Here is a 12,708-nt window from a genome sequence, read left to right as displayed (position 1 = left end):
TGGTGGGCACCATTCGCCAGCAATTGGCTCAACTCTACCCCAGGCTCGAAGTGCGGGCGTACTCTTTGTAGCGGAACACGTACGCTCCATAACTAAGCCGGACAACTTACATTCGTTGGCCCATCCGGTTTCAATTTCTCCATGTCTGTTTCTGCTCCCGTTGCCACCCTGCGCTGTCTGGTCGTCGACGACGACCCGCTCGCAGTGCAGGTTGTGCTCAACTGCATCGCCAACACGCCGTTTCTGCACGCCATCGGCAGCTACAACAACCCCGTGGAAGCCGCCGAATTTCTGCGGAATAACCCCGTCGATTTGCTGTTTCTGGACGTGGAAATGCCCTTGATGTCGGGCATTGAGCTGTTGCGCACCCTCCAGAATCCACCGCCGGTTGTGCTGATTACCAGCAGCAAAGAATACGCGGTGGAGGCTTTTGAGCAGTCGGTCGTCGATTACCTAATGAAGCCCGTGAGCTTCGCACGCTTCCTGCAAGCGGCCCAAAAGGCCCTCGAGGCGTCCCAACGCCAGCCCAACGTTGGAGCGGAGGCCATCGAAACCCCGGCCCCCACGCCGGCTTCACGTTCGTGAAAGTGGACAACAAACTGGTGCGGGTGACCTTCGACGACGTGCATTACGTCGAGGCTCTCGGCGACTACGTGCACATCGTGACGGGCCAGAGCAAGCTCATCGTATACAGCACCATGAAGGCCGTGGAAGAGAAATTTCCCAGCAGCCGCTTCGTGCGCATTCACCGCTCCTTCATCGTCAACGTCAACCGCATTCAGGCCCTGGAAGACAATTTGATGACCGTCGAAGGCAAGCACATTCCCGTGGGCCAGACCTACCTGCGCGAGGTGCTGCAGCGGCTCAATAAATTCTAACGCGGACTTTCAAACGCCGGCAGGCTAGTGGCCTTGCAGCTCGTTTGGCACCGGCGGCCCTTCGCGCAGCAGGCCCAATACCAGCTCCCACAAGTGTTCGTAGGGAATGATTTCGACCTCGGCAAAGGCCTCGCCGGGCGGAGGCGTTTCCCGAAGCTGCAGCAGCAGCGATTTCCCGCGTTCCGCTGCCTGAGGCGCGTCGAAGTTCTTTTCTACAATCAGCTGCAGCAAGCGCAGGAACAACCGGCTGCGCACCGTGGTGGGTTCGTACAAGTGCCGTTGCTGGTACTTGCGGAGGCGCTCCAGGCGCAGGAGCACTTCCTCCAGGTTGCGCTCGCGCAGGAAATGCAGCAGCCTGGAGTACCAGAATGGCTACGTTGTGCCCACGCTTGTCGCGGCTGTACTCGGGCAGCTGCAGCACCCACTGGGCCAGCTGCCGCTGCCGGGCCGTAGTGGCGCGCTGCGGCGGCAGCACAAAATCGATATACCCTTTATAGAGGTCCCACCGCTGCAATGCCGCTTCGCGCTGAATGGGATAAGCCGGGTTTTTCGTAATGATTCCTAATAACTGTTGGGCTCGCTCGTATTGCTCGGCGTGCAGGGCCAGCAACACGTGGTGCTCCTGGAAGTAAAACCAGTTGCTGGAGGACGGGTGAAAATCACGGCTGTATTCCTCGGCCAGCCGCAGCCCTTGCACTGGCTGACGGCTGCGCAAATACGCGTAAATGCACACGAAATGGTTGAAACGAAGGTCAAACCGCCGGGCATTGAGCTTGCCGTCGCGTAGGCGCCGCGCCGCCGCGGCCGTCACCCGAATCATTTCGGTGAAGTTGCCCTGCAGCTCCTCGTAGGCCAGCCGCGCCCGGTACACGGCGTTGTAAGTAGTAAAGCTACGCGCCCGGCGGTGCAGCGTTTCCAGATGCTCTATTCGCTCTGGCATAATCGCCAGCACTTTCCGCCGGGCGGCTACCGTACTACCCAATGCCGCCTGCGTGTCCCTGTAAATCTGTTCTGCCTCATCTTCCCACGCCAGCACCTGCTGGGCGCGCAGCAGTGCTTTCGCCACCTTCTTGTAGGGGATTACCTGGCGCTGCTCCGCGTGCAGGTTTCGGAGCATCCGGGCGCTTTGCACCAGGTAATGGGTGAATTCACCCATTTCCGCTAACCGCAAGCAGCGTTGCAGCAAGCGTTCAGTGAGTTTGTATTCGCGCTCAGCATACAGAATGCTCACCTTGTGCAGCAGGTCCAGGCACTCCATCTCATAACGGCGCGAAACCAAGTGCCGCGGATCCGAATGGTCCAGGAAATAGAGCTGATTGAGCAGCTTGCTCCGGACGCGCGATTGTAACTTCTGCAATGCTCGTACATTAGCCGCTGTAGGCTTTCCATACAAGGCCTTGACTACCTGCAGTTGGGTTACCTCTGATGAGGAAGTCAGCGCTTCTACAAATTGGATTTCTTTATTTGATTGACGGCTGCGCAGGTCCAATAATGGGAGTGTAGTCAGACTGCGCGATGTCACAATCCGCGCCAAATTCGTAATCTCATTCATTTCATAATGCTCTTATGACGCATTCCAGCAGCTTTATCTACCGTCAAGCTTTCAAAATACGATGTCACAAATAGCAGACTTGTTTCCTTTTTCTGCTATCAATCCCTCCCAACCTTTGTAGAGTGGCTTGGTCTGGGCATTTTGACCTTATAATGTCACAATTTGCCTGTTTTTTTAAAGAATAAGAAATCATAATTGTCCTGGATGCAAAATGAGCATTTTATAGAGAGCGTTAGGATTATAATTAAAAATTTTACGCTTTAAAGTCAAGTCATATTCAGGGCAGCATTGTCCTTTTATACGGTAGTTGGAACCATCAACTTTGTGTCACTCAAACATCTGACACTCATTTAATCCTTACCGCCGTGTTGAATATCCTTGCCATCGCCCTGATTCACGTTTTCAGCTTTTCGGTCAATGCAGGCCAGAATAACGCTACTGTCGGCGGTACCGGCGGCTGGGGCGGCGACATCGCCACCGTAGGCGGCACTGGTGGCTGGGGTGGTGATATTGCTACCGTTGGAGGTACCGGCGGTTGGGGCGGAGATATTGCTACCGTTGGCGGCACGGGCGGCTGGGGCGGCGACATCGCTGCCTAGAAAACCCTGCGATTTCATACCTAACTTGGCACCCGCGGTAGCGTGGCTACCTTACTCTAGGTGTGGTGTGTGAAGTACAATCCCTCGGTTCTGATTCTCTTTTGCTGGGCAATACTCCTGCTGCTGAGCAGTTGTAGCACCAAGGGCAGCGAGTCTGACTCAATCCGAATCCGGTGGGCCTACGACCCCGAAACCCTGGACCCCATGCTGCTGCCCAACCAGGCAGCCACTGGCGCCAACAACTTACTCCATGTCAGCCTGCTGCAGGCTGACGTAGCCAATCACCGCATCGCCCCGGCTTTGGCCGAAGCAATTCCTTCGGTACAGCTAGTTGGCGACTCGCTGACCAGGCTTACTTACCGCATCCGGCCTTCGGCGGCCTGGGACAACGGCCAACCCGTCTCGGCCCGCGATGTGGACTTTACGCTAAAGCTGATGTTTTGCCCGGGCCTTCCCAACGAAATGGCCAGGCCCCGGTACCGCTTCATCCGAGCGGTATTGATTGACCCCAGGGTTCCGCAGCAGTTCACGCTCATTTGCCGAGGCCAAGGCTTGGAATACGTGGAGGAATCGGGGGATTTTTTTGTGCTGCCCGAAGCGGTGCTGGACCCCCACGGGCAACTCCGCCGCTTTAGCCTGGCCGATTTACAAAACAGGCCCGCGGCTGCTCCGGCCGATTCGGTGCTGGTGGCAATAGCGCGGCGCTACCGGGCGGCCGACCCCGGGCGCTTTCCAAATCGCCTGCCGGGTTGTGGCCCTTACCAATTGGCAAAGTGGGAAAAAGACCGATACCTCAGCTTTCGCCGCAAACCACGGTGGTGGGCCGACCAATTGCGCCCCACGCCAGCGGTGCTGCAGGCGCGGGCCAAGCAGGCTCGATTTTGTTATCATCCCGGATGCGGCCACCGCCACCCTGGCGTTGCGGCGGGGCGATGTGGATGTATTCCCCCAGGTGCCGGCCCGCGAGTTTGCCCGGCTCCGCGCCTCTCCGGCCGCCAGCTCAGCGCTCAATTTTTATTCGGCGGCTTCTTACGATGTCGTGACGGCCGGCTTTAATACCCGCCGCCCGGCCCTGGCCGATTCCCTCACCCGCCGCGCCCTGAGCCAATGCTTCGACGCCGCCGGCCTGCTAAAAGCCACGCAGATGGGAGGAGGCCAACGCACGGTGGGCATCATCAGCCCAACGGAAAGCGTCATTTACAACGACAGCCTCGCTTTAACGCCTTTCGACCCCCAGGGAGCAGCCGAGCCTGCTACGGCAGGCCGGCTGGCAACGAAACCCGCAGTCGGAAGCCGGCTGGTCCCGAAACTCCCGCAACGGCAGGCCGCAGCAGCTCCGGCTGGCGGTGCGCTACCGGGCCGATGAAGCGCTGTTTGCCACGGTTGCCCTGCAGTTTCAAGCGGCGGCGGCCAGGCTGGGCATTCCCGTAACGCTTCAGCCCACCGAAGCGGGCAGCCTGGCCATGGCGCTGAAGGCCAGTGATTTTGACGTTTACGTGCGGGTGCTCAGAGGCAACCCGTTCATGTTCAATTTCACCCCGATATTTCATACGCGAGGGGTCGGGGCGGGTAATATAACGGGGTTCAGCACCCCGGCCAGCGACCGGCTAATCGAGGCAATTGCCACCGCTAATACCAAAGCCCACCGGGCCCGGCTTTTGCGCCGCTTTCAAGCCCTGATGCAGCAGGAAATGCCCATCGTGCCGCTGTTCTTTCTGCCCAACCGGATTGCGGCCAGCCGCCGCCTCACCGGCCTGCAGGTTGGCAGCCTGAAGCCGGGCTATACGCTCACTACCGTCGAGCGGGCACCGCAGCATTTACCCGTTCCGTAGCGCATGGCCTGGTCGTTACTCTGGCGCTTGTTCCGGACGGTGCTCGCGGTGTGGGCCCTGGCATCGGCCGTATTTCTCCTGAGCCGGCACGACGCCGACACCGCGGCGCAGCTGACGCTCCCCGATTCTGCCGAGCTGACGTATGGCGGCTCCAACGATTCAACGCAGTATTCGGCCGCTCAACAGGCTGCCAAGCGGCGCCTGGGCCTGGACCTGCCGCTGTTTTACGTGGGCCGAAAAGACGAAATGCCAGCTCAATCTACTTCTCCCTGGTATTGGCAGGGCCCTAATAACCAATACCACCAATGGATTACGAAGGCCCTGCGCGGCGACCTGGGCACTTCATTCCGAACCGGGGAGGCCGTCACGGCCCGGCTTCGCCGCGCCGTGCTTTTCACCTTGCCGCTTACGGGCACGGCAGCCCTACTGGCCGTGCTGACCGCCCTGATTCTGGCTCAACGGCTTGCGGCCGGCCCCTGGTGGCAGCGCCCCGTGCAAGCGCTGCTGGTAACTGGGCACGCGCTGCCACTGTTTGTGGTGTCGCTGGTGCTGCTGCTGGTTTTTGCTAACCCCGAAGTTTTCGGCTGGTTCCCGGCGTATGGGCTGGACCAGCCCACGGATATTGAGCCCGACTTCTGGAACAGCACCGCCGCTTACCTGAGGCACCTGGTGCTGCCCATCGCGGCCCTCACGCTCACGGCCGTGCCCGACCTTACGCTGCAGCTCAATGCCTCCTTAACCCAGGAATTGCGTAGCGACTACGCCACCACGGCCCGCGCGAAAGGGCTGGCCGAAAGCACCATTATACGGCACCACGCGCTGCGCAATGCTCTGCTGCCCACCCTCACCCAGGTAGCGGAGCTGCTGCCGGCCCTGGTGGCCGGGGCCGTGGTGGTGGAAGTGGTGTTTGCACTGCCCGGTATGGGCCGTCTGCTGGCCGAAGCCGCCGCCGCCCGCGACTACCCCGTGCTGGTGGGTGGAGTAGTGCTGACGGGCGCCGCCCGCCTGCTGTCCCTGCTGCTCGCTGACCTCCTCTATCTCTGGGCCGACCCCCGCATCCGTTGGCAATCCTAAATTCCGCTTCCGTCTCTTGGGCACAAAAGCTGGCCCTGCTCTGGCTGAGCCTGGTGGTGCTCGCGGCCCTGCTGGCCGGCGGGCTGCCCTTGCCCTACGCGCCGGGCGTGCCCGATTTGGCGCACGTGGCCGAGGCCCCATTTACCTCGGGCTTTCACTGGCTGGGCACCGACCCGCAAGGGCGCGACGTGCTGAGCGTGCTCGTATTTGGGGCCCGCACGGCCGTGCTGCTCACCTTGCCCGCGGCGGCCTTATCGGCACTGGTGGGCGCCGTAGCGGGAGGAGCCGCGGGGTTTTGGGGCAACCGGGCCCGCGTGGCGGCCCCTACTGGCTGCTGGCGTGTGGCGGCGGATGGTGGGCCCTGCAAGCGCCCCTACCCTGGCTGAGCCTGGCGGTGGCCGGAGTGGGCGCGGCGCTGGCGCTAGCTGCCTGGGTGGCCCACCGCGCCTTGCCGGCCTGGCCGCTGCCAATCAACGCAGCGGTTATGGGGCTGGCCACGACCCTCGACACCATCCCGCGCCTCGTGCTGGTGGTAGCCATGGCGGCTGGAGTGGGGGTGTCCACGCTGGGTTTACTGGCGTTGCTTACGCTCACCTCCTGGCCGCAATCGGCACGCCTGGTGCGCGCCCAAATGCTGCGGGTGCGGGCCCTTCCGTTCGTTGAAGCAGCCCGTGCGGCCGGTGTACCGGCCGGAAAAATTTGGCTCAACCACGCTTTGCCGCACGCGCTGCAACCGCTGCGCACGGCCTTTCCGCTGAGTGTGGCCAGCCTGTTGGGCATCGAAAGCACCTTGTCGTTTTTAGGCATTGGGCTGCCGCCCGATGTGGCCGCCTGGGGCCGGCTGATGGCTACCGTGCGCAACGCTCCCGAAGCGTGGTGGGCGTTCGCATTGCCATGCTTCTGCTTGGTAGCAAGCATTTTAAGCTTGAGCGCCCTAAGCCGGCGGAACTACCAGGCTGTGTAATTACAGGCGTTGTCTACGTTCAGGACACGGGCAATTCCCGGCCTGATGAAAGAAACATTTTCAGCATACCCAATGTCGCAAATCGGACTTTTTTCAAGTACTACAGCCCTAAATATACCCAGCAGGCAATAGGTATATGTATTTGTATTACAGAGCAATAATCAATAGAGCCAAACACATCCAAATTAGTGACTCGGAATTTTTAGAGCAATTTCTTGTGCTTTTCTTTTAGAATAACTAAAAAACGGATGTCCCATTGTCTTCGGTAGTGTCCTTTTCACGGTTGATTTGAGGCGGTAACATTGTATCGCCTTAGAGACGATTCAATTCGTCCATTTTCTTCTCTCCCTCTACCAATTACTATATGCTTCTACTTATACCCGCTTCATTAACCCCGCCCCGCCAAACCATAGCCCGAAGCAACTCGGCTCAACTTATACCGGCAGGTCTCGATTTTATAACCCCTGACGGGGTAGTCGTACCGCGCGCCTTGGGCGAAGCGGCGTTATTGGGCCGAACCGCCGTTTTGGTGGGAGGCCTTCTGGTAGGAGTCTGGCCCCAGGCTTAATTCTTCTTTCCCTGATTAGCTCACGTAGTTTCTACCTCGCTTTCGTTTCCAACCCGCACCAGGCTCCGCTTTACCTAACCTAGTTTTCTACCCACTCTACGTTTCCATTGCTCACCGGCTACCCCTGTTGAGTGTAAACCCGCCGTCTACCCCGGCGGGTTTTTTAGCCGCTGGCCGCTTCGCTTTGGGCGCCCACAATGCCGATGCCTTCGGCGAAGGTGTGGGGCTGGTAGCCCAGGTCGCGCCGCGCCTTCTCGATGAGGAAGCCGGTGCGGGCCGGCCGCCGGGCGGGCTGCGAAAACGTGCTGGCGTCGACCTTCTCAATCAGGTTTTTATCGAGTCCAAAATGGTCGGCTACGCGCAGGGCCATGGCGTAGGGCGTGAGCAGTTCGTCGCTGCTGAGGTGGTAGATGCCTTGCGCCGACTGCCGGGCCAGCAGCCAGCAGCCCTGCGCCAGGTCCTCGGCTAGCGTAGGCGTGCGCCACTGGTCGTCCACCACTTTGATGGGCTTGCCCGCGCGCAGGGAATCCCGCACCCACACCACAATGTTGGTGCGGCCGTACTCGTGGGCTACGCCGTACACCAGCACGGTGCGGGCAATGGCCCAGCGGCCGGGGCTGGCTTGCACCAGGAGTTCGGCGGCCAGTTTGCTTTCGCCGTAGAAATTGACCGGCGCCGGCTCGGCCTCTTCATCCAGCGGCCCTGCCTCGCCGCTGAAAATAAAATCGGTGCTCAGGTGGGTGAGGTGAATATTTAGCTCAACGCAGGCATCGACCAGGTTTTCCACGGCGGTCACGTTTTGCAGCCAGCAGGCCTCGCGGTTGAGCTCGCACTCATCCACATTGGTCATGGCCGCCGTGTGGATAACGTGCGTGGGCTGCTCCTGGGTTAATACCCGCCGTACCCGAGCAGCATCCGTCACATCGAGGGGCACGAAGGACAGGTCGGGATAGAGGCCGGCCAGTTTGTTGGCCCCGCGCGAGGTGGCCACCAGGCCCACACCGGCTTGCTGCCGGAGCAGGGCTACCAGCTTCTGGCCCAGCAGGCCGTTGGAACCGGTAAGCAGGATTTTCATGGGTGGGCGATAAGGGGCGCGTTTCTGAGATGCAGAGCGTATTGCGCGCAGTTATTCGTACTTGTATCCGTAGAGCTTGGTGATTTTTTTCCGCTTCATCTTTTCCATTTTCACGGTCATTTTGATATCGGCGGTGGGCCGGTCGCGGCCGTCGCGCGGCAGGTTGGCAATTTTATCGATGACGTCCAGCCCCTGAATGGTTTGGCCGAAGACGGTGTATTGGCCGTCGAGAAAGTGGGTTCCGGCGTGGTTTTCTACCAGGTAAAACTGCGAAATGCTGCTGGCCCGCTGGGGGTTGGCAAAGTCGCCCTGGCGGGCGGCGGCCAGGGCCCCGTAGTTGTGCTGGTGGCCGGCGGCAAATTCGGCGGGCACCGTGCCCTCGTTGGGCTGGCCCAGGCCGTCATTCCCGGGCTCCGCGTCTTTGGTGTTGGCGTCGCCGCCTTGAATCATAAAGCCGGGAATAACCCGGTGAAACGTGGTGCCGTTGTAGAAGCCGGTTTTCGCTTTCTGCAGAAAGTTGGCCTTGTGCAAAGGCGTGTCATCAAAGAGAATAACGCGGATAACGCCCTGCGAGGTAGAGATGGTGACTACTTCGTCCTTGCTGTGCGTTTTGGCCGGTTTGCCGGGTTTGCCGCCGGCAAAGGCGGGGGTAGCCAGCCACAGCAGGGCCAGCAGCGCCCACCCGAGGCGAGGGAAATTGAGCTTCATCAGTAGAGTAAAAAATGACGCGAGTATGCCTCGCAGAATGATGGCGAAGCAATTGCCAGCCCACCATACGAAAATGCTTAGCCGCGGTGTTCGCGGATGCTGGCCAGAATTTCGCGGCCGCCGCGGCCCAGCACCGCATCGGCCACCGACACCCCTAGGGCATGGGCCTCGGCCGCAGGGGCTTGCTGAATCTCCTCCACGTACTCCTCGCCATTCAGGCTGATGAGGCCCCCGTGCAGGCGCAGGGTACCGGCGTCGTCCAGGGTGGCCAGAGCAAACGAGGGGATGCTGCATCCGCCTTCCATGGTGTGCAGAAAAGCGCGTTCGGCCAGCAGGCAGGTGTGGGTATCGGCGTGGTCGAGGGCGGCTTTGAGGTGAGCTTTCAGGCCGGCGTCCAGATTGGCAGCGCACTCCACGGCGACGCTGCCCTGGCCGGTGGCGGGCACAAACTGGTCGGTGGGCAGCACGTGGCGCACGAGGTGGTCGTAGCCCATGCGGTGCACGCCGGCGTAGGCCAGCACCAGGGCATCGTACTGGCCTTCTTCCAGCTTGCGGAGGCGGGTTTGGAGGTTGCCGCGGGCCTCGGCCGTGGTGGCTTCGGGGTAGAAGCGGCGCAGTTGGGCTTTACGGCGGGTGCTGCTGGTGCCCAGCACAATGCTCGGCTTGTTGAGCGAAAACTCCGGATTGAAGCTCAGCACCACGTCGTTCACCTGCTCGCGCTCCAGGAAAGCCAGCAGGCTCGAGGTCGCGCGGGATGCTGCTTTGCACGTCCTTGGCCGAGTGCACGGCCAGATGCGTTTCGCCGCGGCGCAGGCTTTCTTCCAGCTCTTCGGTGAAGACGCCCTTGGAGCCGATTTTGGCCAGGGAACGGTCCTGCACGGCGTCGCCGGTGGTTTGCATGGGCACGATTTCGGTGGCGAAACCGGCCTTATTGAGCAGGTGGGCCACGTGTTCGGCCTGCCAGAGAGCGAGGCGGCTGCCGCGGGTAGCGAGGCGGATGGGGGTCATGAAGGGTTGAGTTTTGAGGGTTGAGGGATGAGTGGTAAATAGTGAGTGTCGAATGCTGACGTTTGCCTGTCGGCCATCCGTCCATTCAATCCTCAGCATTCAGCACTCAAACCTTTAAAAAGCCACCCAGCCGCAGCGAGCTATCCACGAACACCATTTTGGCGTTGGCGTTCCGCTCGATGTGGTAGTGAGCGTCGGTCAGCTCTTTAGTTAATAAACCGGCGTTGCGCGGAGTTACGAATTTGGCGAAGCCCGTGACGAACTGCTGCTCGCCACCGGCCAGATGCGGCACGAATTTCGGGTCGATGCCAAACAGCAACACCTTGCGCACCAGGCCCAGCGAGTAGCTGAGCAGCTCCTTCTGGTTTTCACGGCCCAGCTTCTGAAATTCCTCGCTCAGCTTGAGAATATCGGCCGCTTTATAGCTGAACGAAAGGCGCATCCACTTCGCAAAAAACTCGAAGTAGTCGTGGTCGGCGTTGGCGTCGCGGCTGGCGATGGCGGCTCCCAGGCTGCCGTCGGCCAGTTGAGCCACCTGGCGGGCTTTCACTTCGGGCACGTGATAGTGCGCATGGAGGTATTCGGTGATGTCGTCTTCCGAAAACGGGCGCACCACCACGGGCTGTACCCGGCTGATGATGGTGGGCAGCAGCTGCTCGGGCGCGTGGCTCACCAGCAGGAAGATGGTGGCGGGCGGCGGCTCTTCCAGCAGCTTGAGCACGGCGTTGGCGGCGGCCGGGTGCATCAGCTCGGGCAGCCAGAGGATGACGATTTTGAAGCGGGCCTCAAACGCCTTCAGGCTCACCAGCTTCAGGATTTGCACGGCTTCGTCCTTGGAGATATTGCCCTGCTTGTTTTCGGCCCCGATGTGCTGCATCCAGTCGTTGAGGCCCTGGTAGGGGTTGTCGAGCACGAAGGTGCGCCACTCGGCCATAAACTTGCTGCTCACCGCGTCCTTGGTCACCGTTTTGGTGGTGGTCACGGGCACGATGAAGTTCAGGTCGGGGTGGGCCAGCTTGGCCGTTTTGGTGCAGGCCGGGCAGTGGCCGCAGCTGTCCTCGGCGTCGGGCGTGCGCTCCTCGCAGTTCAGGTACTGGGCGTAGGCCAATGCCAGTGCCAGCGCCGCACCGCCCTCGCTGCCCCGGAATAGCTGGGCATGAGCCACGTGCTGCCGCTGCACCGACTGGCGTAGCAGCTGCTTTACGGGGGCTTGATTGGGGATTTCAGCGAAGGTCATGCTTTCTCTTTCTCCCAGACTCTATCCTTGGCCGTGTCCTCAAACACAAGCTTCATAATGGCTTGCTCCACTGCCGTATAAGGCAGGGCGCGCCGGGCCATGACCCGCTCGGCTACTTCGTTCACTTTCGGCAGCTGGAAGGTCTCGAACCCGGCCGCGCCGCCCCGCCTGAAGCTCGGGATGAACGTACGCGGGAAGCCGGCCCCAAAAATATTGGCCCCCACGCCCACCACCGTGCCGGTGTTGAACATGGTGTTGATGCCGCACTTGCTGTGGTCGCCCATCATCAGGCCGCAGAAGGTCTGGCCGGTGTCCACGAAGCGGTGGGCCACGTGGCTCCACACCTTCACCGAGGCGTAGTTGTTTTTGAGGTTGCTGGTATTGGTATCGGCCCCCAGATTGCACCACTCGCCAATGACGGAGTTGCCCAGGTAGCCGTCGTGGCCTTTGTTGGCGTAGCCCAACAGGATGCTGTTGCCGACCTCGCCGCCAACTTTGGAGTAGGGGCCCACGGTGTTGTCGCCGCGCATTTTAGCGCCCGCGTTGATGTGCGAGCCTTCGCACAAGGCCAGCGGCCCTTTGATGATAGCGCCTTCGTGGACCTGCGAGTTTTTGCCCAGGTAAATGGGTCCGTCTTCGGCGTTGAGAATGGCGGCGCGGATTTTCACGCCTTCTTCGATGAAGATGTTTTCGGCCCCGTACACGATGGTATGCGGGTCATTGATGGGCTGCGAGGTACGGCCGTGGGTGAGCAGAGCAAAGTCGCGGCGGATTTCGGCGCCGTTGTTCAGAAACAAGTGCCAGGGCCGGCTGATTACGGTAGCGGGCTCGGCCACCTGCCGGGTTTCCGGAATGCCGTCTTGGACTAATTCGGCCACCAGGGAGGCGTCGGCCACATGGGCCGCTACCAGCAGGCTCGTCGCTGTACAAGGCCTGGCCGGGCTGCAGGGCCTGCACCTGGCGCACGAGCAGGTCGTCGGGGCACACGGCGCCGTTGATGATGAGGGCGGGCCCGGTTACGTCGCCAGCCGGAAACTTCTTTTGCAGATAAGGCTGGGTAAGGTAGCCCACCGATGCGACGCCCAGCCGGTATTGCCATTTTTCGGCCAGGGTCAGGATGCCGCAGCGTAGCGCTGCCACGGGCCGCGTGAAGGTGAAGGGCAGCAGGTGCGGCCGGATGGCCGGGTCGTCGAAAAGCAGAACGTGCATCTTT

Annotated in this window: 12 protein-coding genes and 3 pseudogenes; 9 read left to right on the top strand and 6 right to left on the bottom strand. The window is 60.8% G+C overall.

The features are described from left to right. The first annotated feature begins 141 nt into the window (after nt 1-141). Both ACFQT0_RS06800 and ACFQT0_RS06795 read left to right on the top strand, forming a co-directional pair. Complete coding sequence (locus ACFQT0_RS06800; RefSeq protein ID WP_380201461.1) at nt 142-585, top strand: LytR/AlgR family response regulator transcription factor; 444 nt, start codon at nt 142-144, stop codon at nt 583-585. Next, nucleotides 582-878, top strand: a complete 297-nt coding sequence (locus ACFQT0_RS06795) for a LytR/AlgR family response regulator transcription factor (protein ID WP_380201459.1) — start codon at nt 582-584, stop codon at nt 876-878. Before ACFQT0_RS06800 ends, ACFQT0_RS06795 begins: the two co-directional genes overlap by 4 nt. Here the strand turns inward: ACFQT0_RS06795 and ACFQT0_RS06790 are convergent. Then, nucleotides 865-2,235, bottom strand: a complete 1,371-nt coding sequence (locus ACFQT0_RS06790) for a hypothetical protein (protein WP_380201457.1) — start codon at nt 2,233-2,235, stop codon at nt 865-867. The two genes, ACFQT0_RS06795 and ACFQT0_RS06790, sit on opposite strands and share 14 nt — an antisense overlap. 560 nt (nt 2,236-2,795) lie before the next feature. On the opposite strand from ACFQT0_RS06790, the gene ACFQT0_RS06785 reads away from it, so the two are divergent. The 7 genes and pseudogenes from ACFQT0_RS06785 (at nt 2,796) to ACFQT0_RS06755 (ending at nt 6,899) form a co-directional block, all read left to right on the top strand. Beyond that, entirely contained in the window at nt 2,796-3,029 is a 234-nt protein-coding gene (locus tag ACFQT0_RS06785; protein WP_380201455.1) for a hypothetical protein, read from the top strand. A 204-nt stretch (nt 3,030-3,233) separates the two neighbouring features. Then, nucleotides 3,234-3,845, top strand: a pseudogene (locus tag ACFQT0_RS06780) (ABC transporter substrate-binding protein); the annotation flags it as partial. After that, nucleotides 3,781-4,395: an ABC transporter substrate-binding protein gene (locus ACFQT0_RS06775; RefSeq protein ID WP_380201453.1), complete on the top strand. Its 615-nt coding sequence runs from the start codon at nt 3,781-3,783 to the stop codon at nt 4,393-4,395. The pseudogene ACFQT0_RS06780 and the gene ACFQT0_RS06775, both read left to right, overlap by 65 nt. After that, nucleotides 4,376-4,861 (top strand): hypothetical protein, encoded by a 486-nt coding sequence (locus ACFQT0_RS06770; protein ID WP_380201451.1) that lies wholly within the window; start codon nt 4,376-4,378, stop codon nt 4,859-4,861. Before ACFQT0_RS06775 ends, ACFQT0_RS06770 begins: the two co-directional genes overlap by 20 nt. Nucleotides 4,862-4,864: 3 nt before the next feature. Continuing rightward, nucleotides 4,865-5,935 carry an ABC transporter permease gene (locus ACFQT0_RS06765; RefSeq protein ID WP_380201449.1) on the top strand — a complete coding sequence of 357 codons (1,071 nt, stop codon included), beginning with the start codon at nt 4,865-4,867 and terminating at the stop codon, nt 5,933-5,935. Nucleotides 5,936-5,988: 53 nt separating this feature from the next. After that, entirely contained in the window at nt 5,989-6,321 is a 333-nt protein-coding gene (locus ACFQT0_RS06760; protein WP_380201447.1) for a hypothetical protein, read from the top strand. 8 nt (nt 6,322-6,329) lie between these two features. Then, nucleotides 6,330-6,899: an ABC transporter permease gene (locus ACFQT0_RS06755; protein WP_380201445.1), complete on the top strand. Its 570-nt coding sequence runs from the start codon at nt 6,330-6,332 to the stop codon at nt 6,897-6,899. 731 nt (nt 6,900-7,630) lie between these two features. On the opposite strand, the gene ACFQT0_RS06750 is transcribed toward ACFQT0_RS06755, so the two are convergent. The 5 genes and pseudogenes from ACFQT0_RS06750 to ACFQT0_RS06730 form a co-directional block, all read right to left on the bottom strand. Continuing rightward, on the bottom strand, nt 7,631-8,542 hold the full coding sequence (locus ACFQT0_RS06750) for an SDR family oxidoreductase (protein ID WP_380201443.1): 912 nt from the start codon (nt 8,540-8,542) through the stop codon (nt 7,631-7,633). A 51-nt stretch (nt 8,543-8,593) separates the two neighbouring features. Next, nucleotides 8,594-9,250 (bottom strand): peptidylprolyl isomerase, encoded by a 657-nt coding sequence (locus ACFQT0_RS06745; protein WP_380201441.1) that lies wholly within the window; start codon nt 9,248-9,250, stop codon nt 8,594-8,596. 77 nt (nt 9,251-9,327) lie between these two features. Further along, a pseudogene (gene hemC / locus ACFQT0_RS06740) lies at nt 9,328-10,258 on the bottom strand (hydroxymethylbilane synthase). Between the two features lie 106 nt (nt 10,259-10,364). Further along, the gene (locus ACFQT0_RS06735; RefSeq protein WP_380201439.1) at nt 10,365-11,495 is read right to left on the bottom strand and encodes a DNA polymerase III subunit; all 1,131 of its coding nucleotides are present in this window, start codon (nt 11,493-11,495) and stop codon (nt 10,365-10,367) included. After that, a pseudogene (locus tag ACFQT0_RS06730) lies at nt 11,492-12,704 on the bottom strand (GlmU family protein). The gene ACFQT0_RS06735 and the pseudogene ACFQT0_RS06730 overlap by 4 nt, the downstream one beginning before the upstream one ends. Nucleotides 12,705-12,708: the final 4 nt, after the last annotated feature.

Origin of the sequence: Hymenobacter humi, from assembly GCF_042665855.1 — a bacterium.
GTDB lineage: Bacteria > Bacteroidota > Bacteroidia > Cytophagales > Hymenobacteraceae > Hymenobacter > Hymenobacter humi.
Note: the sequence above shows the minus strand (reverse complement) of the source record. Positions and strands in the feature narration are given on the sequence as shown.